The 22,992-nt window shown below is 73.8% G+C and carries 22 protein-coding genes and 1 pseudogene; 10 read left to right on the top strand and 13 right to left on the bottom strand.

What is annotated here, in order from left to right:
- Positions 1–175: 175 nt before the first annotated feature.
- Positions 176–1,171, bottom strand: a complete 996-nt coding sequence (locus ACPC54_RS38970; protein ID WP_498971935.1) for an ArsR/SmtB family transcription factor — start codon at positions 1,169–1,171, stop codon at positions 176–178.
- Positions 1,172–1,240: 69 nt separating this feature from the next.
- Between ACPC54_RS38970 and ACPC54_RS38965 the strand changes: the two genes are divergently transcribed.
- Positions 1,241–2,140, top strand: coding sequence for an aldo/keto reductase (locus ACPC54_RS38965; protein WP_498971928.1), 900 nt, complete (start codon positions 1,241–1,243; stop codon positions 2,138–2,140).
- A 333-nt stretch (positions 2,141–2,473) separates the two neighbouring features.
- Here ACPC54_RS38965 and ACPC54_RS38960 read toward each other — a convergent pair whose 3' ends face one another.
- Positions 2,474–2,806: a hypothetical protein gene (locus ACPC54_RS38960; RefSeq protein ID WP_498971926.1), complete on the bottom strand. Its 333-nt coding sequence runs from the start codon at positions 2,804–2,806 to the stop codon at positions 2,474–2,476.
- Between the two features lie 236 nt (positions 2,807–3,042).
- On the opposite strand from ACPC54_RS38960, the gene ACPC54_RS38955 reads away from it, so the two are divergent.
- The 3 genes from ACPC54_RS38955 to ACPC54_RS38945 are packed head-to-tail and all read left to right on the top strand — an operon-like array spanning position 3,043 to position 6,351.
- A complete protein-coding gene (locus ACPC54_RS38955; RefSeq protein WP_498971924.1) occupies positions 3,043–3,402 on the top strand; it encodes a hypothetical protein in 360 nt (119 codons plus the stop codon).
- Positions 3,403–3,443: 41 nt separating this feature from the next.
- On the top strand, positions 3,444–5,132 hold the full coding sequence (locus ACPC54_RS38950) for a relaxase/mobilization nuclease domain-containing protein (protein ID WP_498971922.1): 1,689 nt from the start codon (positions 3,444–3,446) through the stop codon (positions 5,130–5,132).
- Between the two features lie 16 nt (positions 5,133–5,148).
- A complete protein-coding gene (locus tag ACPC54_RS38945) occupies positions 5,149–6,351 on the top strand; it encodes a hypothetical protein (RefSeq protein ID WP_498971920.1) in 1,203 nt (400 codons plus the stop codon).
- A 152-nt stretch (positions 6,352–6,503) separates the two neighbouring features.
- Here the strand turns inward: ACPC54_RS38945 and ACPC54_RS38940 are convergent, their stop codons facing one another.
- Positions 6,504–7,052, bottom strand: coding sequence for a hypothetical protein (locus ACPC54_RS38940; protein WP_498971918.1), 549 nt, complete (start codon positions 7,050–7,052; stop codon positions 6,504–6,506).
- A 311-nt stretch (positions 7,053–7,363) separates the two neighbouring features.
- On the opposite strand from ACPC54_RS38940, the gene ACPC54_RS38935 reads away from it, so the two are divergent.
- Together ACPC54_RS38935 and ACPC54_RS38930 are read left to right on the top strand one after the other, a co-directional pair.
- The gene (locus ACPC54_RS38935) at positions 7,364–8,056 is read left to right on the top strand and encodes a DUF1062 domain-containing protein (protein WP_498971916.1); all 693 of its coding nucleotides are present in this window, start codon (positions 7,364–7,366) and stop codon (positions 8,054–8,056) included.
- A gap of 481 nt (positions 8,057–8,537) precedes the next feature.
- Positions 8,538–9,104, top strand: a complete 567-nt coding sequence (locus ACPC54_RS38930; RefSeq protein ID WP_498971914.1) for a carbonic anhydrase — start codon at positions 8,538–8,540, stop codon at positions 9,102–9,104.
- Positions 9,105–9,227: 123 nt separating this feature from the next.
- Here ACPC54_RS38930 and ACPC54_RS38925 read toward each other — a convergent pair whose 3' ends face one another.
- From ACPC54_RS38925 to ACPC54_RS38915, 3 genes are all read right to left on the bottom strand, one after another.
- Complete coding sequence (locus tag ACPC54_RS38925) at positions 9,228–9,419, bottom strand: hypothetical protein (protein WP_498971912.1); 192 nt, start codon at positions 9,417–9,419, stop codon at positions 9,228–9,230.
- A gap of 88 nt (positions 9,420–9,507) precedes the next feature.
- On the bottom strand, positions 9,508–10,161 hold the full coding sequence (locus ACPC54_RS38920; protein WP_498971910.1) for a helix-turn-helix domain-containing protein: 654 nt from the start codon (positions 10,159–10,161) through the stop codon (positions 9,508–9,510).
- 27 nt (positions 10,162–10,188) lie between these two features.
- Positions 10,189–11,232, bottom strand: coding sequence for a zinc-dependent alcohol dehydrogenase family protein (locus tag ACPC54_RS38915; RefSeq protein WP_498971908.1), 1,044 nt, complete (start codon positions 11,230–11,232; stop codon positions 10,189–10,191).
- Positions 11,233–11,528: 296 nt separating this feature from the next.
- Here ACPC54_RS38915 and ACPC54_RS38910 point away from each other — a divergent pair, with 296 nt between their 5' ends.
- A complete protein-coding gene (locus tag ACPC54_RS38910) occupies positions 11,529–13,214 on the top strand; it encodes a GAF domain-containing sensor histidine kinase (protein ID WP_498971934.1) in 1,686 nt (561 codons plus the stop codon).
- Positions 13,215–13,331: 117 nt separating this feature from the next.
- On the opposite strand, the gene ACPC54_RS38905 is transcribed toward ACPC54_RS38910, so the two are convergent.
- From ACPC54_RS38905 to ACPC54_RS38885, 5 genes are all read right to left on the bottom strand, one after another.
- Positions 13,332–14,312, bottom strand: coding sequence for an Acg family FMN-binding oxidoreductase (locus ACPC54_RS38905; protein WP_498971906.1), 981 nt, complete (start codon positions 14,310–14,312; stop codon positions 13,332–13,334).
- A 21-nt stretch (positions 14,313–14,333) separates the two neighbouring features.
- Positions 14,334–14,636 (bottom strand): SHOCT domain-containing protein, encoded by a 303-nt coding sequence (locus ACPC54_RS38900; protein ID WP_498971904.1) that lies wholly within the window; start codon positions 14,634–14,636, stop codon positions 14,334–14,336.
- Between the two features lie 103 nt (positions 14,637–14,739).
- The gene (locus ACPC54_RS38895; RefSeq protein ID WP_498971902.1) at positions 14,740–15,429 is read right to left on the bottom strand and encodes a response regulator; all 690 of its coding nucleotides are present in this window, start codon (positions 15,427–15,429) and stop codon (positions 14,740–14,742) included.
- Between the two features lie 117 nt (positions 15,430–15,546).
- Positions 15,547–16,149 (bottom strand): CBS domain-containing protein, encoded by a 603-nt coding sequence (locus tag ACPC54_RS38890; protein ID WP_498971900.1) that lies wholly within the window; start codon positions 16,147–16,149, stop codon positions 15,547–15,549.
- Positions 16,150–16,158: 9 nt separating this feature from the next.
- A complete protein-coding gene (locus ACPC54_RS38885; RefSeq protein WP_498971898.1) occupies positions 16,159–16,854 on the bottom strand; it encodes a CBS domain-containing protein in 696 nt (231 codons plus the stop codon).
- Between the two features lie 162 nt (positions 16,855–17,016).
- Between ACPC54_RS38885 and ACPC54_RS38880 the strand changes: the two genes are divergently transcribed.
- Entirely contained in the window at positions 17,017–18,429 is a 1,413-nt protein-coding gene (locus tag ACPC54_RS38880) for an MBL fold metallo-hydrolase RNA specificity domain-containing protein (protein WP_498971896.1), read from the top strand.
- Between the two features lie 118 nt (positions 18,430–18,547).
- Here ACPC54_RS38880 and ACPC54_RS38875 read toward each other — a convergent pair whose 3' ends face one another.
- Together ACPC54_RS38875 and ACPC54_RS38870 are read right to left on the bottom strand one after the other, a co-directional pair.
- On the bottom strand, positions 18,548–19,222 hold the full coding sequence (locus ACPC54_RS38875; RefSeq protein ID WP_498971894.1) for a CBS domain-containing protein: 675 nt from the start codon (positions 19,220–19,222) through the stop codon (positions 18,548–18,550).
- A 5-nt stretch (positions 19,223–19,227) separates the two neighbouring features.
- Positions 19,228–21,951, bottom strand: a complete 2,724-nt coding sequence (locus tag ACPC54_RS38870) for a bifunctional acetate--CoA ligase family protein/GNAT family N-acetyltransferase (RefSeq protein ID WP_498971892.1) — start codon at positions 21,949–21,951, stop codon at positions 19,228–19,230.
- 222 nt (positions 21,952–22,173) lie between these two features.
- Here ACPC54_RS38870 and ACPC54_RS38865 point away from each other — a divergent pair.
- Together ACPC54_RS38865 and ACPC54_RS38860 are read left to right on the top strand one after the other, a co-directional pair.
- A pseudogene (locus ACPC54_RS38865) lies at positions 22,174–22,740 on the top strand (glycoside hydrolase family 65 protein); the annotation flags it as partial.
- The gene (locus ACPC54_RS38860; protein ID WP_498971932.1) at positions 22,641–22,979 is read left to right on the top strand and encodes a glycosyl hydrolase family 65 domain-containing protein; all 339 of its coding nucleotides are present in this window, start codon (positions 22,641–22,643) and stop codon (positions 22,977–22,979) included. The pseudogene ACPC54_RS38865 and the gene ACPC54_RS38860, both read left to right, overlap by 100 nt.
- Positions 22,980–22,992: the final 13 nt, after the last annotated feature.

Here is a 22,992-nt window from a genome sequence, read left to right as displayed (position 1 = left end):
GCCTCGCGCTGCTGAGACGAGGTGACCACCGGTGGGGCGACTCATCGGACACATGGTTAACCTCAAGCCCGGGACTTTAGTCCCGGGTCGTTGACGTCATGACCGAGGACCCACCTCTATCGCTCCCCACGTCGTTGGTGGTCGGCTGCGGAAGTCCTTCGGGGGTGACCGGGCCTCAGGTGGTGGAGGCGGCTTCGAGGAGGGTTTCGGCGGCGGCGGTGCGGGCGTAGAGAACGGCGCGACCGGCTCGGTGGGCGCTGACCAGGCCCGCGCCGCGCAACGCGGTCAGGTACTGGGACACCCCGGCCGGTGACAGGCCGGTGCGGTGTGCCAGCTGGGTGGTGGAGGCCGGCGTGTCCAGTTCGGCCAGCAGGCGGGTTCGTGAGCGGCCGAGGACGGCGGCGAGGGCGTCGGTGCCGCCGGCGGGCGCAGGGGCCCACAGTGAGCCGATGCCGCGTGCCGGATAGACGAGTTGTGGTGGTTCGGGCGGTGCGACTCGGGTGGGCAGCCGCGGTCCGGTGAAGGCCGAGGGGATCAGCAGGAGCCCCGGTCCCGCTGTGCTGCGGGACAGGGGTCTGGTCCGGCGGTTCAGGTGCAGCGCGCTGCCGTCCCAGGTCAGCGCGGTGTGCAGGTCGTTGAGTACGTGGCCCGCGCCGTGTTCGGCGACCTGACGGGCCCGGTGGAAGACGTCGGTGTCCAGCACCGCACGGATGCGTGCCCAGTAGGGGGCGAGGGCCAGCTCCCAGTGGGTGCGGATCTCCTGGGTGAGGCGGGCCAAGCCCGTGTGCGGGTCGTGGTGCAGCGACCGCAGCCGGGGGCTGAGACGTCCCTGGTGGTACTCCAGGTGATCGAGGTCGCGGCGGACCCGCTCGGCGGGGGTGTCCTCGATGGCGGCCAGCTCCGCGGCGAGCGCCGGAGCCGGCCCGGCGGGGGCGGGGTTGAGGAAGTAGGGGAAGAAGCCCGCCTGCGGGATCAGCTCCGCAAGCCGGCCCCGATCCAGCCCGGCAGCAGCCGCCCGTGGCAGGACCTGCTCGATCCAGGGGCGGTGGACAGGCGATGCGGAGGCGGGGTTGGACAGTAGCCGAAAGCTGGTCACCACCTGCCACATCGGCGAGACGGCGAACCGCACCTGCGCCAGATCGCTCGCCGAGAACGCGAGTTCCGCCAGGATGACCACCCCCAGGATTCACACATAGTTGAATGAATGGCAGCCACTCTAGCCAGTGGAGATCCTTCCTGCATGACTTCGGAAACGATCACCGCAGCGGCATCGGGCACCTGGACACTCGGCGACCTGGTGGTCAACCGCATCGGCTTCGGCACGATGCGGCTGCCGCAGCATGGCGAGGCACTGGTACCCGACGCCGCTCCACGCGACCGCGACCAGGCGATCCGCGTGCTGCGCCGCGCGATCGAGCTCGGCGTGAACCACATCGACACCGCCGCGTTCTACTTCTCACCGCTCCGGTCGGCCAACGAACTGATCAACCAGGCGCTGTCCCCCTACCCCGACGATCTCGTCATCGTCACCAAGGTCGGGCCGGGCCGCGACCCCTCGGGCAACTGGCTGCCCCATGCCACCCCCCAGCAGTTGCGCGGGCAGGTCGAGGAGAACCTGCGCCAACTCGGCCGTGACCACCTGGACGTGGTGAACCTGCGCATCGTGGGAACCGATTCGATCGCCGAGCGCTTCGGCGCACTGGCCGATCTGCGGGATGCCGGGCTCATCCGCCATCTGGGCCTGTCCAACATCCGTCCCCACCACCTCGCCGAGGCCCAGGCCATCGCACCGGTGGTCTGCGTCCAGAATATGCACGGCATCGGGGCCTCACCCGAGCAGGAAGAGCTCCTGCTCACCTGCGGCGAACAGGGCATCGCGTTCGTCCCGTTCTACTCGATCGCCGGCACCGGACGCACCGTCGGCGCCACCGGCGACGACAGCAGCATGCTTCACTCCCTCGCCCGCGCCCGCGGAGTGAGCACCGCGCAGATTCGGCTGGCATGGACCCTGCACCGCGGGCCCCACGTCCTGGCCATCCCCGGCACCGGGGATCCCGACCACCTCACCCAGAACGTGGCCGCCGGCGCCCTGCGCCTGTCCGCGGCCGAACTCACCGCGCTGGCCTCCCTTCCCGCATAGCGCGGGGGTACGAGCCTGTCCCAGAGCGGGCCCCGGGGCCCCGGAGGGACTTCGAACGGCCGGGCGAGCACCGGCTGAGGCCCGCTCCGGCCGTCGTCATCCACCTCCGCCGATCGGCCTGCCCGCCTTGCCTGTCGCCACCGAATGCCCGACAGCCCTGGCAGCGCCGCTCCTGGATCTTCATCGCCGCCGCCGAGTTGAGCGACCCGTCAACGGGCCTCGCGCTCCACGTCTGCCATGCCCTGACCGGCCTCCAGCCGATGGCCGATGCATCAAATACCACTAACTCGCTCTCTCCTCTCCCCTGCCCTGTCCGCTCCGACCGCTCCGTCGTCAGTCGGCCGCGGCGTGCGCCTGCGCCGGCGCGCTCTGCGTGCCGCCGGACAAGGGGCCCGGGATCGCGTGAGTAGTGACCGAGGCGTGTTTCCGAGGCCTTCCCTTGGGTCGGCGGGCGGGCGTTTCCGCACCCAGCCTGGAGAGTTCCTCCGTACTCCAGCCTGCGGCTTCGGCGGCCGCATAGGCTCGCCCGTACGGCGCCTCGGTTTCGGCCAGCAGGTCCTTCAGGCGCCGGCGCTCGGAGATGATGGCGGCGAGCGGAACAATGGCCTTCTCCCGGTCGGCCTGGATCTCGCGCATCCGCTGCAGGAACTCGTCTTCTCTCGTCATGGCGCGGATCGTACGGACACGATCCGCGCCGATCACGGACCGACTCCACCGGGGTCACTCGTGTCAGCGATTTTCGGTTGGCCCAGCGGCGTATCTGCCGCCGATCAATTCGACGACACAGCAGAGTGGCGCAGCGGGAGGGCCTGGCGTCGACGGCTCTTCCGTACACCGATCGTGCGAGGCGGAGGAGGGGCGGGGTGACTGCGAGGCAGGGAGCGCGGCGACGGGAGCGGCAGATGGAGTCGCCGCGGTCGCGCCGGGTGAATCTGGCGTACAACGAGGCGGAGCTGACCATCGTGCAGGAGGCTGCGAAGCGCGATGGGATGGCGGTTTCGGCGTGGGCCGCTCGTAAGGCTCTGGCCGTGGCCATGGACGAGCTCGTGCCGGTGTCGGCGGATGCCCGCGACGTGCTCGCGGAGCTCATCCGTTCGCGTGGCGAGCTGGTCCGCATCGGTGAGTCGATCGGGGCGGACGTAGCGGGCCTGGCGGACGCAAAGGCCGGTGCCGGTTCCGTCGTGGGATTCGTCGAGGAGGCTGTGCGGCGGATCGATCGCGCCACCCTTCAGGTGATGCGGGAGCGGGCGGCGCGCTGGTGATTCCCAAGCGGGCGAGGGGTGGGAGTGACACCGCGGGGCTGTTGTCCTACCTGTACGGACCGGGCAAGCGGGACGAGCACGAGGACCCTCGGATGGTGGCGTCCTGGGCGCCGTGGGTGCCCGATCCGGCGCGGTCGGGCGACGTGACGATCGGGGATCTGGCGCTGCTGCTCGATGCTCCGGTGCGGGCGTTGCGGGGCAGTGTGCCGGCCGAGCACGTCTACCACGTCGCCGTGCGGGTCGCGCCCGGTGATCCTCTGCTGACGGACGAGCAGTGGGCGGAGGTGGCCGGGGAGATGATGGATGCGGCGGGCATCGCCCCGCGCGGCGATGCGTGGGGTTGCCGCTGGGTGGCGGTTCGTCACGCGGATGACCACATCCACATCGTGGCGACGAAGGCCCGGCAGGACGGGATCCAGCCGAATCTGCGGCAGGACATCGTACGGATGCAGCAGCTCGCCCGGCGGTTCGAGGTGAGGTGGGGTCTGCGTCGTCTGGCGTCCGGGGATCGGACGGCCAAGCGGTGGCCGACGACCGGCGAGACGCGGAAGGCGACGCGCCGCCGGCGGTCCGAGAGCGTGCGCGACCAGCTCGAACGGACCGTCCGGGTGGCTGCCGCCTCCGCGGCGGACGAGGAGGACTTCTTCGCCCGGCTCCGTTCCGCCGGGGTCCGCGTCGCGCGCCGTGCCGCCTCCGGCGGCGGCTCCCCCACGGGCTTTGCGGTGGCGCTGCCGGGCGACCGGGATCGGGGGCACCGGGCGGTGTGGTTCGGGGGTTCGAGTCTGGCCTACGACCTGTCGCTCCCCCGGGTCCGCGAGCGCTGGCAGGAGCCGGTCCCGACGCCGGATGTGCCGCCTTCCGCGCTCTGGCGGACGCTCGAACGCGACGTGCGCGCGGCCTCCGAACGCCTCGGCCGGACCGGCGCGGCCCGGGGAGCCGGCGACGTGGCCGCGCTCGGCGATCTTCTCGTCGTGGCGCCCGGCGCCGCGCCCGCCCTCGCCAGGCCTCACCTGCGCGACTCGGCGACGGCGTTCGAGCGGGCCGCTCGCGCTCCGGGCAGGCGCGACCTCGACGGACAGGCGCGGACACTGTTCCGTTCGTCGGCGCGGCTTCTCTCCTCGGCGGCCGCGCAGTCGGGTCGCAACGACGCCGCTGCCTTCCTCGGTTTCCTTCTCGCGCTGGTCACGGCGGTCGCGGAGGCGCAGCGCTGGCATGAGGAGCAGGGGTTCGGGCTGCAGGCCGAGGCCGCGGCGAAGGCCGGGCGGGTGCTGCGGGAGGCCGCGGAGGTGAGCACGGGAGCGGCAGCGGCTACCGGGGCGCTGCCGCGTGCCCGGCGGGCTGGGTCGGGCGCGGCGGAGTCGGACCGGTCGGTCCTGCGGGCCGCGGTGGTGACGAAGGTGCTTCCTGCCCATGCGTCGACGGTGCTGGTGGATCCCGCGTGGCCGGCCCTGTGTCTGCGTCTTGCCGCGCTGGAGCGGCTGGGCGTCGACGCCGGGTCGGTCCTGACGGCCGTCGTGGCTCGGCGCGAGCTCCGCTCGGCGGGGTCCGTCGCTCAGGTGCTGGTCTGGCGCCTGGACGGCTGGTTTGCCGCTCATGGCGTTCCGCTGGATTCGCCGTCTGCGGCACCGGCCGGGGCGCCGCCCTCGCGGCCGAATGCGACCTCGCGTCGTGCGGCCGAGGCAGCACCGAACCTTCGGAGTGATCAGCAGGGGCCCAGGCGGGTCCGTTGAGGGACGGGAGAGCGGGATGACGATGCCCTATCCGGGCGAGCCCTTCGCGGAGGCGGTCGGCGAGGCGGTGCAGACGTCCGCCATGGCCGTCCGCCTGGTCCTGGCCGTCGCGGACGCGGTGCGGCGCGCGGCGCAGCGGAGAGCGGGCGTCGGGCTGCCGTTGCCGCCGCCGGACCGGGCCGTGCCGGAGGCGGCCGGCGATCTCAAAGCGTCGGTCGCTCCCGATGTGGCGTGGGCCCTGATGTCCGGTGCGGACTGGCCGATCATGGCGCAGCAGTTGGTCGCGCTGCGGCAGGCGGGTGTCGATCTGGAGCAGTTCCTTCCGCGGGTGGGTGAGATCGCGGTCCTGGTGCGGGACTCCGTCGCCGCCGACGCGGCGCGGACCGCGGCTGAGGGGACGGAGGAGTGGGCGCGTCTGCTGCGCTCGACGATGCCGGCCGGGCCGGTGCGCGAGGCGATCCTGTCCTCCCCCGCTTGGCCCGGGCTCGCCGCCGCGATGAAGGCGTTGCACGAACGTGGCGTCGACGTCCGGCGGATTCTGGCGGCCGCCCACGCCGAGGGCGTCGGCGTCGACCGGGCGGTCGACCGCGTGGTCCACGCCGGGAACCGTCCAGTGGTCGCGGCGAGCCGCGATTCGGTGCGCTCCTACGGTCCGCTGACGGCAGGACTGGACCTGCCGCCGGACCTCGACCTCGGCAACCGCCGAAGGGCGCTGGCGCAGCTGGGTGTGAGCGAGGCCGAGAACGCCCGCTGTGTTCGCCGGCTCCACCAGGCGTTGCCGGGCAGGGGGCGGGAGGCGGCGCTTCTGGTGAACGCCCGCCAGTGGCCCCTGCTGGCCGCCCGGATGGCGCGGCTGGAGGACGACGGGAGGTCCGTGCCCGATCACCTCGCCCGGCTGGTGCGCGACCGCTCCTGGGAGGCCGGCCCGGTGTCTCACCTCGTCCCGCGCCTGGTCCGGGCCACGGCCGAGGCGCTGCACGGGCCGACGTACGACGACCTCGGCCCGGCTCCCGTGGTCACCGCTTCCGCCAAGGCCGTGTCGGCGACAGCCGGCCGGCCTTCGTCACGGACACGAGCCGAAGCACCTTCTCGCCCGAGGGGCACCGGGTATCGGGCTCCGGTCCCCAACCCCAGTGCGGGGCGGTCGAGATTGTCACGGGCCCGGGGCGACGGCGACGGCGGTACTGGAGCTCGGCTCTCCTTGCCTGGCCTGCGGTGATGGAATTCCGCGGTGCCCGGGCCGTTGCCCCGGCGGGTGCGATGCCGAGCTGCTCGACAAGGTTCTGGTGGGCCCGGACCGGCGTCCGGGCCTGCGATCGGTCAGTCGGTGCCCGCCTCCGGCCGCCTGCGCGGCGCGTGAAGGCTCACGACCTACGCCTCGTCGCCCAGGTCGATGTCGGGCAGCGTCTCCCCGAACCTCTCCAGCGCTTCCTGAGGCTCGCAGCCGAAGGCGCGGCCGATGTACTCCCAGGTCATCATGTTGCTACGGGCCCTGCGGCCGGCCAGCAGTGCGGTCGAACCCGCGGCGCGCTCCAACCGGGCGGCCGCACGGGCGGCGGCGTACGGCCTGCTCTCCATCAGGTCGCAGATCCGGTCCACCAGCGCCGCGACCAGTTCCTCGACCTCGCGCGGCACCACTCCCTCGGCCAGGTCGACGTGCCACTCCCAGTCCGCGAACGGCCCGGTGGCCTCGCCCACCGCCTCGGTCGCCACGTCGTTGCCGAAGTCCAACTGGTGCACCCGCTCACCCCGCCAGCCACAGCTGCATCCTCCGCGCACCGCAGCGGCCCGAGGACCGTCCGCGCCGTTGTAGAGCCACCAGGTGGTGCGCCCGTCCGGCAACGGCGCCGGCTCGCTGCCGTCCGCCAACACCGCCGCCGGGAAACCCCGGTGGCTCCCGCTCTCGTCAACCCATGGCATTCCGTGCCCCTCTCGTCCCTGGAGTACAGCAACGAGGGTTCTCAGCCGATGACGCGCTGTCAAGGCGTCGCGACTCCCTGTGCGAGCCGGAAAAACGAGTTGTTCGCCGGCCGTGGCCTCGATCATGATCGTCTGCATGGACCTGTAACGGCTGCCACGTAGCAAAGCCCAACCTGTCGCGCGGTTGACCCCGGAGCCTGACGAATCGGCCCCGAGGCGATGACTCGCGCCCTCGTGTGCATCCGTCATAGCCCAGGAGCCGCAGCCTCGCCGGCGAGAGCTCCTGGCCAGTCCTGAAAGCAAACACTTCCATGAATACCGACCGCAAGGCCCTGTGGGCCGTGCGTGAGTCCGCGCTGCCCACCGTCGTGCGCCCCTGCCCGGACTGCTCCGGCAGCCGGCACCGTCCCTCGGGCAAGATCCGTGTCAACGCGAGCGGCAAACTCCTCGACGTCTGGCTTCTCCTGAGCTGTGCGGGATGCGACCGGACCTCGAAGGTGCCCGTCCACGAGCGCGCCCACGTCTCGTCGCTGGATCCCGCTCGCCTGGTGGCGTACGAGAACAACGACCCGGCCGTGGTACGGGAGCTGACGATGAGTGCGTCGCTGGCCGCGAGGAACGGATACCGCCTCGACTGGACCGGTACGTGGGAGGTGGAGACCCGCACGCCCCTCTACGCACTCGACGACCCGGCACCGCTCAAGGTCCTGGTCAGCTTCGAGCTGCCCGCGCCGGTCCGGGTCGAACGACTGCTCATGCTCGGGCTCGGTCTCAGCCGCAGTGGAATACAACGCATGGTCAGGGACGGACGTATCCACCTGCCGCTGGCCCTGGACGCCAAGGCGCATCGTGACTTCGAGCTCACCGTCCACGATCTCGGTTCCGTCGATGCCGCGAAGCACTCGAACGTCCTCGGCGCTCCGACCGCCGTGCGCACCGACCTGAGCCGCGTCGGGTCGCACGACACGCCGCAGCACGTGTCGCGATCGGCGGCGGGAGCGTAGGAGCGGGGCAGCAGGGCCTTCTGGACAGCCTGTTGGCGTAGACAACCTTCGAGCTGCCAGGAGGCCCTGCTCTGTGCGGGCCACAGTCACTGGGCGATCACACTGACCGGCCGGCTGTGTGAACGCCCACCGACCCGTCCGGGCCTTGTGTGAGCTCTCAGATGGCCAATGGGCCGTCCGCAGCAATTCGCCCCGCGCCCGTGTGCGCCTGCCGCCACGGCATCCGTCTCAGCGCGAACAATCGGCTTGGTCTGGACACAGGGACAATCCGAGCGGCAGTGAAGGAAACGAACCGATGGACGGAGCCGGTCGCCCGAATCGTCGAGCGCTGCTCGCCGGTGGGCTGGTGAGCACCGCGTTCGCGCTCGCGGGATGCACGACGACCAGGGCGGACTCGCCCGCGCCGCCTACGCGCAGTGCCACGCAGTCATCGACACCGGAAGCACGGCCCACCACGCCTGCCGCTGCGTTCACGAGGCTGATGGACGGCAACAGGCGCTGGGTCAGCGGAAATCTGCAACACCCCGACCGGGACCCGGACCGGCGTCAGCTGGTGTCCCAGGAGCAGGAGCCGTTCGGGTCGATCCTCTCCTGCATCGACTCGCGGGTCCCGCCCGAGCTCCTCTTCGACACCGGCCTTGGCGACCTGTACGTGATGCGCACGGGCGGTGAAGCGGTCGACCCGGTCGTCACCGGATCCGTCGAGTACGGGCCCATGACGAGCGACACCCCCCTCATCGTGGTCCTCGGGCACCAGCGCTGCGGCGCGGTCAAAGCGGCGTACGGGTCCTTCCGTGACGGCAAGCCGCTGCCCGGCAACCTGGACGCGATCGCCAAGGCCCTGCGGCCGGCGTACGACCAGGCGGTCCGGGAGGGCGGCGCCGACCCGGTCGAGACGATGTCCCGCGCCCAGGTCACCCTGACGGCCGCCGACCTGCGCTCGAACCCCGACCTGGCCCCCCTCGTGGCGAAGGGCGCCCTGGCCGTCGTCGGCGCCTACTACTCGCTGGACACGGGGGCGGTGGAGGTCCTGTCCGGGGCCCCCTGACCCCGCCTGACACGCCTACCGCCGGGAGGCGGCTCGCGCCCCGCCGGAGGACTCCTCGCGCCGGGTCCAGCACAGTGGCCAGGAACACGGCCGGCCGGGGGCCGGCCGGTTGCGCCACGCCGGTCAGGCGGGACAGCTCCTCGGGGTCGGGCTGCCCGCCGCGGTGCTGGACCGTGCCCGGGCGGAGCCGACCGGCTCCGCCCGGGGCGGCTTGGTCAGCTGCGGCCACTCCCCCGTCCACCGCTCGGCCTTCGCGTCGTACACCGACTGCGGTGCCACGGTCAGCGGGTTCGGCCGCAGTACCAAGCGGAACACCCGTCAGACCCTGCCACCGGCACCTCGTCGATCGCGTCGCGAACCACCGTTCCCGGCGATCGAGTTGGACACCTGTGGCGGCGCGTGTTCACCCGGTGCCGATCCGGCGGCCGGTGACCTCGCCGGGGCGTATCCGCACCCAGAGCGGGCGGGACCCGCCTGCCCACGGGACCGCACCGGGCAGTTCCGCGAGGCGCTGTTCCTCCCCCGGGTCGTCGATGCGGTGGGCCTCGCCGCGGATGAGGACGCTCCAGCCGCGGCTGCGGCGGTCGTCGATGTGGTCCACCTGGAACGAGACGGGCGAGCCGTCCTCCGGGGCGGCCGCGCCCCGGGGGGCCGTGCGGTAGACGATCGTCCGGGCGTCCACCGCGTAGTTCACCGGGAGCACGACCGGTGCCGGGACGGCGGGCAGGCCGATGCGGCCGACGCCGTGGGTGCCGAGAAGGTCCCAGCACTGCGGTTCGGTCAGGTGGAGGAGCAGCGGTCGCGCGGCGGCGTCGGCCTGTCCGGGCGGGGCGTCGGGGCGATGGCCGGACAGCAGCTCGGGCCAGGGCATCCCGAGCGCGAAGGCGATCCGGAGGAAGGCTTCCTCGTCGAACTCCGGTCCGGCGCGCAGGAGTTGCCGCAGGTAGGCCGGGGCCATGTTCGCCTGGTAGGCCAGCATCTCTTCGGTCATGCCGAGTTGGTCGCGGCGCTGGACGATCCGGCGGGCGATGGCGGCGGGGTCGGGGCGTTCGGTCATGGTCACGGCTCCTCCAGGGGTGGGGGGTCACGTCCGGAAGAGCGCGACCTTGAGGGCGCCGGTGTCGGCGGCGTCGGCGAAGACGTCGTAGGCGTCCTGCATCTCGTCGAGGCCGAAGCGGTGGGTGACGAGCCCGGCGACGTCGAGCCGGCCGGCGGCCAGCAGGTCGAGCAGCATCGGGGTGCTGTGTGTGTCGACCAGGCCGGTGGTGATGGTGACGTCGCGGATCCAGAGGTCTTCCAGGTGGAGCACCGCAGGCTTGCCGTGGACGCCGACGTTGGCGACGCGGCCGCCGGGGCGGACGAGGCGGGTGCACAGTTCGAAGGTGTCGGGTACGCCGACCGCCTCGATCGCGACGTCGACGCCGAGGCCGTCCCCGGTCAGCTCCCGTACGGCCTCCGGGGTGGCCTCGGTGGCGGTGAGCGCGGTGTCGGCGCCGAAGCGTCCGGCCGCGTCGAGGCGGCTCTGGGCGAGGTCGACGGCGATGACGCGGGAAGGGCTGTACAGCCGGGCGGTGAGGATCGCGGCGAGGCCGATCGGGCCGGCGCCGACGATGGCGATGGTGTCGCCCGGTCCGACCCGGCCGTTGCGGACGCCGACCTCGTACGCGGTGGGCAGGATGTCGGCGAGCAGCAGGGCGTCCTCGTCGCCGACGCCGGCCGGCAGCTTGTGGAGCGAGGTGTCCGCGAAGAGCGTGCGGACGGACTCGGCCTGGCAGCCGTCGATCAGGTGGCCGAGGATCCAGCCGCCACCGCCGGTGCACTGGCCGTACGTCCCGGCGCGGCAGTAGGCGCAGCGGCCGCAGGCGGAGATGCAGGAGATCAGGACGCGGTCGCCGGCCGTGACCGTTCGCACGCCCGGTCCGGTGTCGGTGACGGTGCCGACCGCTTCGTGGCCGAGGACGCGGCCCTGGGTGACCTCGGGGACGTCGCCCTTGAGGATGTGCAGGTCGGTGCCGCAGATGGTGACCGCGTCCACCCGGACGACGGCGTCCTCCGGGTCGCGGACGACCGGGTCGGGGACGTCGCCCCAGGTGCGGCGGCCGGGTCCGTGGTAGGTCAGCGCCTTCATGCCGCGATCACTCCTCGGGTAGAGCGGAGCCCCGGAACGGCGGAGCCGGATGTTCCGCTTGCCCTTCCAGGGTCCGGCTCGGCTTCGCCGCCCGCCAGGGGTCCGGTAGGTCCTCCCGCTGGGCCGATGGGCCCCTTCGCGCCCGGCGCGACACCGGCCCCGCGCCTACGCTGGTCAGGGGCATCGAGCGAGCCGTGGAGGATCCCTTGGCCAGCGCACCGGAGCCGAGCGCACCGGACCCGGCCGCACCGGAGCCGGGCGCACCGGACCCGGCCGCACCGGAGCCGGGCGCCCCCGTGCCGAAGCTCCGGCTGGACGAGCTGCTGGAGGAGCTCCAAGCCCGCCTCGACGCGGCCCGGGGAACGCGCGACCGGGTCCACAGCCTGCTGGAGGCCGTGCTGGCGGTCGGGCGCGACCTGGAGCTGTCCCAGGCGCTTCGGCACATCGTGGAGGCGGCGGTCGCCCTGGTGGACGCCGAGTACGGCGCGCTCGGGGTGATCGGCGAGGACCAGCGGCTGTCCCAGTTCATCCCGGTCGGTGTCACGGACGCGCAGGTCGAGCGGATCGGTGCGCTGCCGTCCGGGCACGGCATCCTCGGCGAGCTGATCCGTCGTCCCGAGCCACTGCGGCTTCCCCGCATCTCCGAGCATCCGGCCTCCTACGGTTTCCCGGCCCACCACCCGCCGATGGGCTCCTTCCTGGGGGTGCCGATCCGGATCCGGGACAAGGTGTTCGGCAATCTCTATCTGACCGAGAAGCGGGGTGGCGGGGAGTTCGACGCCGAGGACGAGTCGGTGCTCGCCACCCTCGCCGTCGCCGCCGGGGTGGCGATCGACAACGCCCGGCTCTACGACCGGGCCCGGCGGCGGCAACGCTGGCTGGAGGCGAGCGCGGAGATCACCAGCAGTCTGCTGTCGGGAAGCGACGAGCAGGAGGTGCTGAACCTGCTGCTCGCCCTGGCCACCGAGATCACGGGCGCCGACCTGGCGGTCGTCGCCGTCCCGCTGCCGGGCACGGGTGAGCTGGAGGTGCGGATCGCCACCGGCCTCGGTGATCGGCGGCACCGCGGCCTGGTGCTGCCGGTCGAGGGCTCCTTCGTGGGCGCGGCCGTCCGCACCGGCGGCCTGGTGGTGAGCCCCGACGTCCAGAAGGACCCCCGGATCACGGCTGGTCCGCCGCGCTGGGAGGGTCTGGGCCCGGCGGTCGCGGTTCCGATCGGCACCGCCGAGCGCGGGATCCGCGGCGTGCTGATGCTGGCCCGCGCGGCCGGCGCGCCGCTCTTCGACGAGGGCGAGTCCGGGCCGCTGCTCGGGTTCGCCGGCCAGGCGGCGGTCGCGATGGAACTCGCCGAGCGCCGCCGCGACTCCGAGCAGGTGGCACTGCTGCGGGAGCGGGACCGGATCGCCCGCGATCTGCACGACCTGGCCATCCAGCGCCTCTTCGCCACCGGGATGACCCTCCAGGGCGCCACCCGTTTCATCGAGCACCCCGAGGCCACCGACCGGGTGCTGCGCGCGATCGACGACCTGGACGAGACCGCCAGGACCATCCGCGCCACCATCTTCGGCCTGCGCCTGCGCGAGTCCGGCCCGGTCGCGAGCGGCCTGCGCGCCCGGCTCGTCGACGTCGTCGAGCGCGCCGCCCGTGCCCTCGGCTTCACCCCGGCGCTGCGGATGACCGGCCTGCTCGACGCGACCGTCCCCGCCGAGCTCGCGGACGCCGCCGTCGCCGTCCTGGAGGAGGCCCTGTCCAATGCCGCCCGGCACGCGGAGGCCACCTCCGTCGAGGTGTCCGTCATCGCCGACACCGAGCTGGCCCTCACCGTCACCGACAACGGCGTCGGCCTGCCCGAGCACGGCCGCCGCAGCGGCCTCGCCAACCTCGCCGACCGCGCCGCCGCCCTGGGCGGCGCCTTCACCGCCCGCACCCGCCCCGAGGGCGGCGCCGAACTGGTCTGGCGGGTCCTGCTGCCCGACGATTAGGCGTCAGGTCTCCGCTGTGCGCGATCTCGTGCCCGGGCCCGGCCGTCGAGGTCGTACCGGGCTCTGGCCACGGCTGGTACTGCCGGGGCGAGTTCCTGGCGGACCGTCCGTGACCGGTCAAGGCCGGTCCAGCACGTCACCGACCGCCAGCCGGGGTACGGGCGCGCCCTCGGGGCCGTAGCCGAGGCGGATGAGCATCTGGGCGTAGCCGGGGCCCTGGTGCGGGTCGCGGGTCTCCCAGCGCAGGTAGGGCCATTCCATCGCCTGGTGCAGCAGGGAGGCGCGGACGCCGTGGACGGTGGCGACGAGCAGGACGTGTTCCAGGGCGAGCCCGGCACGCAGCCAGTCCGCGGGCGTGTCGTGGGCGGTGATGAGGACGGCGATGCGCGGCTCGCGTTCGAAGCGGGCAGGGGCCTGGTGTTCGGCGGCGTGGATGGCGGCGAAGTCCCGCATCGGCAGGCGGCCGGCCAGGTCCTGCGGGCCGAGCGCGGCGAGCGGGATGCCGTAGGGCGGGGCGTCGCCGGTGCGGATCCAACTGCGGCTCTCGGTGCGCTGGCCCTCGTCGGTGGTGTTGCGGCGTTCGGCCTCGGCGGTGAGGTGCAGCAGCCGGTCGGTCTCCGTGTGATCGGGCAGGTGGAGAGTGGCGTCCTCGGCGCGGGCGGCGGTGGCGAGTTCGTCGAGGACGGCCGGCGGGACGGGTTCGCTGGTGAACGGGGTGCGGATGGAATGCCGGTGAAAGATCGCCTGGTACAGCTTGTCGGTACTCGGAAGCGGCGCGGCGGCCACCTCGTCGAGCCGGACGGCGGCGAGCAGGTCGGGTTCGGCCGGATCGGGCAGCAGGCGTACCTCGGGCGCCCAGCCGAGGTGGCGGGCGGCGACCCGCAGGTTGAGCACGGCCGCGCCGACCGAGATGTGCAGGGCCCGGCCCTGCGGGTCGGCGGCCGGGACGGCCCGGGCCCGGTCGGCCCGGACCTCCAGGGTCGAGGTGGCCGGCTGGAGCCGGAAGCGCCAGGGCTGGCTGTTGTGGATCGAGGGCGCGGCGACCGCTGCGGAGACGAGCCTCTCCAGGGCGTCGGCGTCGAGGGCGAGGGTGGGCATGACCGCCTCCGGAGTGCACCGTCAGCCGGAGGCGGGCGGGCCGTAGCCGCGCAGGGTGGCCAGGCGGCTGCGGTACTCGTCGGGGTCGATCTCGCCGCGGGCGAGGCGTTCCGCGAGCAGTCGCTCCGGTGTGGGCCGCTCGGGCGGTGTCATCGGTGGCGGTGGCACGGCCGGCGGCCGGCCCGCCGGGTGGTGCTGCTCGGTGCGCCCGAGGTGCCTCACCAGCGCGACCACGCCGAAAACCACCAGGCCCCAGAAGAGCAGCATGCTGACGGTCATGAGGCCGATGCCCCAGCCGTTCATGCCGTCGTTCCAGTACATCATCGCGGGCTCCTCGGCCGGAGGGGAATGGGGGCATTTCCACCGTGCGCCCGGGGCCGGGGGCCGCGCTTGGGCCGTTCGGCTCAAGGTCCGGGGCCGGACGGGCTCAGCGCGGGTGCGCCTGCTGATGCTGGTGCGGCTCGGGCTCGGCCCCGGCGTGCGCGGCGAGGACGGCGGCCTGGAGGCGCCGTTCGACGCCGAGTTTGGCGAGCAGGCGGGAGACGTGGTTCTTCACGGTCTTCTCGGCGAGGTAGAGCTCCTGGCCGATCTGCCGGTTGGTCCTGCCCTCCCCGACGAGGGCGAGGATCTCCCGTTCGCGGGGGGTGAGAGCGGCGAGGGCGGCGTCGGTCGCGCTCTCCTCGTGGTGGCGCAGGCTCTCCATCAGCTTGTGCGTGGTCGCCGGGTCGAGCATGGACTGGCCCGAGGCGACCGTGCGGACCGCGCTGACCAGGTCGGCGCCCTTGACCTGCTTCAGGACGTAGCCGGCGGCCCCGGCCATGATCGCGTCGAGCAGGGCGTCGTCGTCGTCGAAGGAGGTGAGCATCAGGCAGACGAGTTCGGGCATCCTGTCCCGCAGGTCCCGGCAGACGCTCACCCCGTCGCCGTCCGGGAGGCGCACGTCGAGGACGGCGACGTCGGGGCGCAACGCGGGTACCCGGGCGAGGGCCTGCGCACAGCTGGCCGCCTCGCCGACGACCTCGATGTCCGGTTCGGCCTCCAGGAGGTCGCGGACGCCGCGCCGGACGACCTCGTGGTCGTCCAGCAGGAACAGCCGTACGGGCCGGGGCGTGTCCATGACTGGCCTGCTCCCTGGGGTGCGCGGGCGGTGACACCACCGATTGTGCTCGTCCGCAGCACGGTGCACGAGCGGGCCGGTCCGCCGGTGCCGGCCGGCCGACGGGTACGGCCCCGGTCAGGCCGGGGCCGTGAGCCGCAGTTCCACGTCGGCGACGCCGGGCACGGAGCGCACCAGGCGTTCCAGGACGGCGGCGGAGACGCTGTCCGGCAGGCCGCCGGTCAGGGTGATCCGGCCGCTCTCGGAGCGGACGTCGGTGCCCAGACCGGCCTCCGGGCCGAGGGTGGCGACCAGCTCGAAGCGGACCCGGTCGGCGAGTTCGCGGTCGTCGCCGAGGTAGACCTTGAGCAGGTCGCCCCGGCTCACGATGCCGACCAGGTAGTCCTCCCCGTCCACCACCGGGAGCCGTTTGAGGTGGCCGCGGGCCATCGCCCGGGCGGCTTCGCCCAGCGGGCTGCCGGGGTGCACGGTGACGGCCGGGACGGTCATCATCCGCCCGGCCGTCAGGGCTTCGGCGCGCTCGCCGTCCCGGTCCCGGGCGAGGAGCAGATCGGCCTCGGAGACCACCCCGACGACGCGGCCGTCCCCGGTCAGCACGGGGAGCGCGCTGACCCGCCAGCGCTGCAGGGTCTCGGCGATCTCGCGGAAGTCGGCGTCACGGCCGACCGCCACGACCGCGTGGGTCATGACGTCGGCGACGGTGCTCGGTGTGGGGGTCACGGCGGCCTCCTAGGAAGCGGCGCGGTAGGCGCGCGGGTGTTCCAGGGCCGGGTCGGTGTCGTCCTCGGTCCAGTCGAGGGTGTGGTGGACGGCGACCACGCCGTCCACGGCGCGGCAGAGCTGTTCGGTGACCGGGATCAGGCTGCGGCGCGGGAGCCGTCCCTTCAGCGTGACGACGCCGTCGTGCACCGCCACCTGGACGTCACCGGGGGCGAGCCAGAGGGTCTGGCCGAGCACGTCGTGGTTGATCTCGTCCCGGATGGCCGCGTCGTGGCGCAGGAAGACCTGCAGCAGGTCGCGGCGGCTGACGATGCCGACCAGGCGGCCGATCTCGTCGACCACGGGCAGCCGCTTGACCTTGTGCTTGTCCATGGCGCGGGCGGCCTCCGGCACCGACCAGCCGGGGCGGGCGGTGACGGCGGGGCTGGTCATCAGCCCGCCGGCGGTCTCGGCCTCGGCGCGGGCGCGGTCCTTCGCGTCCAGCCAGCGGCCGGGGAAGCGGCCCTCCGGGTCGGGCAGGACGGCCTCCTTGCGGAGCAGGTCCGCCTCGGAGACCATGCCGAGCGGGCGGCGCTGGTCGTCGATCACCGGGATCGCGGTGATGTCGTTGCGGTGGAACAGCTCCGCGACCTCCTTGAACGGCGTGTCGGGGCGGGCGGTGACGACCTCATGGGTCATCACGTCGTTGACGCTGCGGTGCTGCATCGTCCTCACTCCTCCTCGGATGGTCCCGCCTTCACTGTCCGCCCGCCGGAGGACTCCGGACAGGGCCGTACGGTCCCTGCCGCCAGGGCCGGTCCGGCCCTGTCCCGCCGTGTCCGGACGGCGGGAGCATGGGAGGGATCCGGTCCATCGTTGGAGGCGGCCATGAGTACGGAAACCCCCACGCCCCGCCCCGGGCTGCTGACCTTCCTCGGCGGCGTGGGCACCGTCACCGGCAGCAAGTTCCTGGTCGAGACCGACCACGCCCGGCTGATGATCGACTGCGGCCTGTTCCAGGGCCTGGCCGAACTGCGCCGCCGCAACCGGCGTCCGCTGCCGCTCGACCCCGCCGACGTGCAGGCGGTGGTGCTCACCCACGCCCACCTGGACCACTGCGGCTACCTGCCCCGCCTCGTGCGCGACGGCTTCCGCGGCCCGGTGCTCACCACCCCCGACACCGCCCGGATCGCCGAGCTGATCCTGCGCGACAGCGCCCACCTGCTCCGGGAGGAAGCCGACCACGCCAACAAGCACGGCTGGTCCAAACACCGCCCCGCGCAACCGCTCTACGACGACAAGGACGTCGAGAACGCGCTGCGGATGTTCGACCCCGTCCCACTGGACACCGACGTCGAGATCGCCGCCGGCATCGTGCTGCGGCTGCGCCGCGCCGGGCACATCCTCGGCTCCGCCTGGGCCCACCTCACGCTGGAGGACGGCCACACCATCGCCGCCAGCGGCGACCTCGGCCGGCCCGTCCACCCGCTGCTGCGCCCGCCCGAGCCCTTCACCGGCGCCGACGTGCTGCTGATGGAGTCCACGTACGGCCACCGGCACCACGAGGAGACGGCGGCCCGCGAATGGTTCGCGCGGGCGCTGGAGCGCACCCTCGCGCGCGGCGGCACCGTCGTCATCCCGTCCTTCGCCGTCGACCGCACCGAGGTGGTGCTGCACCAGCTCACCGAGCTGCGCCGGTCGGGCCGCCTGCCGGCCAACGTGCCGGTGTACGTGGACAGTCCGATGGCGATGGCCACCCTGGAGATCTACCGCGAGGCCTTCGCGGCCGGCTCCGACCAGCTGCGCCCCGACGTCCTCGCCGAGGGCCCGACCGCCCTCGACCCGGAACCGTTCACCCTCATCCACTCGCTGCAGGAATCGCTCGCCCTCGACCGCGCCCACGGCCCCGCCGTCATCGTCTCCGCCTCCGGCATGGCCACCGGCGGCCGCGTCGTCCACCACCTCGCCCGCCTGCTGCCCGACGCCCGCAACACCGTCGTCGTGGTCGGCTACGCCGCCGAGGGCACCCGCGCCCGCGACCTGGTCGACGGCGCCCGCACGCTGAAGATGTACGGGAGCTACGTGCCGGTGCGCGCCGAGGTCGTCAACGTCCCCGCCTTCTCGGCACACGCCGACGCCACCGAGATCGTCGAATGGCTGCGCGCCGCCCCGCCGCCCAGCGCGGTCTACCTCGTCCACGGCGAACCCGAGGGCTCGCAGGCCCTGCGTGACCGGATCGACCGCGAGCTGGGGTGGACGGCCGTGGTCCCGCGCTCGGGCGAGCGGGTGCTCGTGCGCTGACTCGGTCCGGCCGGGCCGGCGTCCGGCCGGGCCGATGCCCGGCCGAGCGCGGGCGCGCTCCGCGGCCACGCTGCGAACGGCATGGTCGAGGGGGCGCTCTCGCTCGGCCGACGCGCTGTCAGAGCGACGGTGCCTGCTCCACGTCCTCCAGGTCCCAGGTGAGGTGGTCGGCGAGGTCGACCAGGCCGTCGAGGCGGGCGAGTTGGAGGATCAGGGCGGCGGCGTCGGTGCGGGTGCGGGTGCGGCCGGTGATCGAGAGCAGGCCGCGTTCGCAGCGGATGTGCAGCGAGTTCGGGGCGAGGCCGCTGCCGGGGGTGAGGGCGAGCGCGTCGGAGCGGAGGGCGTCGTCGTCGCGGCGCAGGGCGTCGAGCAGGTCGTGCGTGGTGAGCAGGCCGACGAGGCGGCCGTCGTCGTCCAGGACGGGCAGGTGGTGCAGGGCATTCTCGTTCAGCAGGGACAGCGCCTCGGTGACGCGTGTGTCCTCGGTGACGGTGACCGCCGGGGTGGTCATGAGGTCGCGGGCGAGCAGTTCCCGCTCCGGGTCCTGCTCGGCGTAGGCGGTGAGCAGGTCGGAGGCCGCGACGACGCCGAGGACCGTGCCGTCCGGGGCGACCACGGGCACGATGCCGCGCTGGGTCGCGCTGAGCACGGCGGCGATGGTGGCGAAGTCGGTGCCGGGGACGACGGCGGCGCCGGGCCGGCTCATGCAGTCGCGGACCAGGCTGGGACGTCGTTCGAGGTCGGCGGCGGGGAAGGTGTCGGCCGGCGTGCCGTCGAGGATGCTGTGCTTCACGGTGCTCACTCCCCCTCGGCGGCCGCCGGGTACCGCAGCCGTCGCAGGTAGGGGTCGAAGGACGGGCGGCGTTCGAGCCGGACGCGGGCGTCCACGCAGAGCGCGCCGTCCGGGCGGACGATCACGGGGTTGAGGTCGGCCTCGACGAGTTCCGGGAAGTCGTCGGCGAGCCGGGACAGCCGGGTGAGCACGGACCGTACCGCAGCGAGGTCCACGGCCGGGCCGCCCTGCTGCCCGAACAACAGTGGCGCGCTGCGGAGTTCGGCGACCATGGCGGTCAGGTCGCGCTCGCTGAGCGGGGCGAGCCGGGCCGCCCGGTCGGCCAGGACGTCGGCGTCGGTGCCGCCCGCGCCGAGGACGACGAGCGGGCCGAAGACCTGGTCCTGGACGACGCCCGCGAGCAGTTCCACCCCGGGCGCGGCCATCGGCTGGACCACCGCTCCGGCCAGCTCGCGGCCGAACCGCTGGGTGAACTCCCGGTAGGCGACGCGCACGTCGGCGTCGGTGGCCAGGCCGGTGCGCACCGCGCCGGCCGCGCTCTTGTGCACCTGCCCGGGCCAGTACGCCTTCAGGGCCACCTCGCCCTCGTGCCCGAGCCGCCGCAGGCCGGCCGCCGCGACGGACGCCGTGTGCTCGTCGCGGGCCCACACCGTGGTGGTCAGCGGCAGCCCGTAGGCCTCCAGCAGGTCGGCGGTGGACAGCGGGTCGAGCCACCCGCCCTCGGGGTGGGCGGTGAGGTAGCCGTCGACCAGGCTGCGGGCCGTCCGCGTGTCGCAGTCCTCGGCGCGGGCCGGCGCGGACGGCGGTTCCGCGAGCCACCGGGCGCGGTCCCGGGCGTGGCCGAGGGCGCGGGCGGCCGCGGCGGTGTCCGAGTAGACGGGCAGCGCGCCTCCGTCCGCGCAGCCGCGGTAGCGGACGGGCACCTGCTGGTCGAGCAGGACGGCCGCGACCGGGACGCGCCGCCGGGCCGGGCCCTCCAGCAGGGCGCGCACCGGATCCTGCCCGGGGGTCTCGCACAGCGCCGTGGGCACCAGGCAGACCAGGATCGCGTCGACCGCCTCCTCACGTTCCAACGCTCGGAGGACGTGGGTGAGTTCGACCGGCCCCACGGCGGCCGTGGTGTCCACCGGGTTGCGGACGGACGCACCCGGCGGCAGCAACCCGGCCAGCTGCTCGGGGAGTTCGGGGAGCACCAGGCCGGCCTCGACGCAGGCGTCGGCGGCCAGGATGCCGATGCCACCCGCGTTCGACACCACGGCGACCGCCCCGCGCGGCGCGGGCAGCGGCTGGGCGTGCAACAGGGCGGCGGCTTCGACGAGTTCCTCGATGCTGCGGGTGGCGGTGATGCCGGCCTGCCGGAACAGCGCCTCCCGGGTGACGGTCGGGGTGGCGGCGGCCGCGGTGTGCGAGGCGGAGCCCCGGCGCCCGGCGGCGGAGCGGCCGGCGTCGACGGTGAGCACCGGGATGGTCCGGGTGACGCGGCGGGCGGTGCGGGCGAAGGCGCGCGGACTGCCGAAGGACTCCAGGTGGAGCAGGGCGAGGTCGGTACGGCCGTCCGACTCCCACCACTGCAGCAGGTCGTTGCCGCTGACGTCGTACTTGTCGCCGAGCGACACGAAGCTCGACACCCCGATCCCGAGCCAGGCCAACCGCTGCAGCAACGCGATCCCGACGCCGCCGCTCTGGACGGCGACACCGGCGCTTCCGGGCCTCGGGAACGCCCCGCCGAACTCGGCGTCCAGCCGGACGGCGGGATCGGTCTGGGCGATCCCGAGGGCGTTCGGGCCGACCAGCCGCATGCTGTGCCGGCGGCAGGCCCGCATCAGCCCACGGGCCTCGTCCGCCCCGAGCCCGGAGCCGAGTACCACCAGGGCCCGGACCCCGGCGGCGCCGCACTCCTCGGCCACTGCGGGCACGGCGCCGGCGGGCACGGCCAGGACCGCGAGGTCCGGCACACCGGGCAGCGCCCGGACGGACCGGTACACCGGTTCGCCGTCGATCTCCCTGGTGTGCGGGTTGACCGCCCACACCGCGCCCGCGAAGCCGCCGCGCCGGATCCTCCCGTAGACGGTCCGCCCGACCGAGCCCGCCCGCCGGGACACCCCCACCACCGCGACCGACGCGGGACGCAGCAGCGCCCCCAGGCTCGCGACGTCCGCCCGGCGCCCGCGCTCGTCCACGGCCGAGCGGTAGCGCTCGTCCGCCTCCTCCAGCGGCACCCGGACCCTGACCTCACCCTGCCCGAAGCGGCGCTCGACCGGCAGCCCGAGGTCGGCGAAGACCCGGTGGACGGCCCGGTTGCCGAACAGGGTGTCGGCCTCGAAGAAGCGGATGCCGGCCGCCCGCGCGGCGTGCACCAGGTGCTCCAGCAGCAGGGTGGCGACGCCCCTCCCGTGCCAGCAGTCCGCGACCGCGAGCGCCAGCTCCGCCGTCTCCGGAGGGTCGTCCAGCAGTTCGCAGTCCGCCTCGCCGACCAGTTCCTCCCCCGCCCAGGCACCGAGGGCCAGCAGGCCGGGGTGCGACGGCCCGCACAGCCGGTCGGCGGCCTGCCGCGGCGCGTTGCGACTCACCCCGAAGAACCGCATCCGGCGGCTCTGCTCGGACATCCCGGCGGTGTGCAGGTCGAGCACCGCCTGGCGGTCGGCGGGCCCCAACGACCGGATCACGACCGTGGTGCCGTCCGCGAGCAGGGCCTCGGCGGTGCTGCGGGGCGGGTGGACGGTGGACATGGCGCCTCCTCGGCCGTCGCCGTGCTACCCCTCCAGCGTCTCCGCCGGCACCGCACCCCGCGAGGGCCGACCGGCCCCGACCGGCCCGCCGATCGGCGGCGCACGCCCGCACGGGAATGCGCGGGCGCCTCAGCCACCCCGTGCGCGGACTGGAGGCGGGGCAGTCGGTACGGAGGTCACGCCGTGGCAGCGGACGAAGCAGTCGGGCTTCCCGAGATCCACGGCGCGATGTACCCGTGGCAGAGCGCGAGCGACGGCCGCGAGGAGTCCCAGCAGCTGCACCTGAACCCACTGTCCGGCCGCTGGCTGCCCGACCACAGCAGCCTGCAGCGGCACGTCGGTTCGGCGGTCGCGTACAACGTCTGGCAGTACTACCAGGCCACCGGCGACCGGGATTTCCTCGCCGAGGCCGGCGCCGAGACCCTGCTGGAGATCGCCCGCTTCTGGTCCTCCGCCGCCGCCTACGACACGGGACGCCAACGCTGGTCGATCCGCGGCGTGCTCGGCCCCGACGAGTGCCACGACGCCTACCCGTGGGCCGCCCTTCCGGGCCTGGACGACAACGCCTGCACCAACGTGCTGGCGTCCTGGGTGCTCGCCCGCGCCCAGGACGCCCTGGAGGCCCTGCCCAGCTACCGGCGCGACGAACTCCGCGAGCGGCTGGCTCTCGACGGCCCGGAGCTGGACCGCTGGCAGGAGGTCGGGCGCCACCTGCACGTCCCCTTCCACGACAGCGTGCTCAGCCAGTTCGCCGGCTACGAACGGCTCACCGAACTCGAGCCCTCTGGCTCGATCCGCGTCTGCCCTCCGCCCTCGGCCGGCTGGCGCTGGAGCTGCGCTACCGGGGCCACCGGGGCCTGGCGATCGCCGTCGACCGCCGTACGGTCACGGTGAGTCTGCGCGAGGACCGCCAGGGGCCGGTGCGGATCCGGCCGCGCGGCACCGAGGGGACCATCCTCCGATCCCACGCGGCCGGGGGTGCCGGCCGGGCGAGACCCGACGCTTCCACCTCTGACTCCTGCGGATGACTCCCCCGGACGC

Origin of the sequence: Kitasatospora sp. NPDC094028 (assembly GCF_049543595.1) — a bacterium.
Taxonomy (GTDB): Bacteria; Actinomycetota; Actinomycetes; order Streptomycetales; family Streptomycetaceae; genus Kitasatospora.
The sequence above is the reverse complement of the archived record's forward strand: the minus strand, read 5'-3'. Positions and strand labels throughout refer to the sequence as shown.

Bases quoted from the DNA above. Each gene is read 5' to 3' on its own strand.
- ACPC54_RS38965 (WP_498971928.1), top strand. From the start codon at position 1,241: ATGACTTCGGAAACGATCACCGCAGCGGCATCGGGCACCTGGACACTC.
- ACPC54_RS38960 (WP_498971926.1), bottom strand. From the start codon at position 2,806: ATGACGAGAGAAGACGAGTTCCTGCAGCGGATGCGCGAGATCCAGGCC.
- ACPC54_RS38955 (WP_498971924.1), top strand. From the start codon at position 3,043: ATGGAGTCGCCGCGGTCGCGCCGGGTGAATCTGGCGTACAACGAGGCG.
- ACPC54_RS38945 (WP_498971920.1), top strand. From the start codon at position 5,149: ATGACGATGCCCTATCCGGGCGAGCCCTTCGCGGAGGCGGTCGGCGAG.
- ACPC54_RS38940 (WP_498971918.1), bottom strand. From the start codon at position 7,052: ATGCCATGGGTTGACGAGAGCGGGAGCCACCGGGGTTTCCCGGCGGCG.
- ACPC54_RS38935 (WP_498971916.1), top strand. From the start codon at position 7,364: ATGAATACCGACCGCAAGGCCCTGTGGGCCGTGCGTGAGTCCGCGCTG.
- ACPC54_RS38930 (WP_498971914.1), top strand. From the start codon at position 8,538: ATGGACGGCAACAGGCGCTGGGTCAGCGGAAATCTGCAACACCCCGAC.
- ACPC54_RS38920 (WP_498971910.1), bottom strand. From the start codon at position 10,161: ATGACCGAACGCCCCGACCCCGCCGCCATCGCCCGCCGGATCGTCCAG.
- ACPC54_RS38915 (WP_498971908.1), bottom strand. From the start codon at position 11,232: ATGAAGGCGCTGACCTACCACGGACCCGGCCGCCGCACCTGGGGCGAC.
- ACPC54_RS38905 (WP_498971906.1), bottom strand. From the start codon at position 14,312: ATGCCCACCCTCGCCCTCGACGCCGACGCCCTGGAGAGGCTCGTCTCC.
- ACPC54_RS38900 (WP_498971904.1), bottom strand. From the start codon at position 14,636: ATGATGTACTGGAACGACGGCATGAACGGCTGGGGCATCGGCCTCATG.
- ACPC54_RS38895 (WP_498971902.1), bottom strand. From the start codon at position 15,429: ATGGACACGCCCCGGCCCGTACGGCTGTTCCTGCTGGACGACCACGAG.
- ACPC54_RS38885 (WP_498971898.1), bottom strand. From the start codon at position 16,854: ATGCAGCACCGCAGCGTCAACGACGTGATGACCCATGAGGTCGTCACC.
- ACPC54_RS38880 (WP_498971896.1), top strand. From the start codon at position 17,017: ATGAGTACGGAAACCCCCACGCCCCGCCCCGGGCTGCTGACCTTCCTC.
- ACPC54_RS38870 (WP_498971892.1), bottom strand. From the start codon at position 21,951: ATGTCCACCGTCCACCCGCCCCGCAGCACCGCCGAGGCCCTGCTCGCG.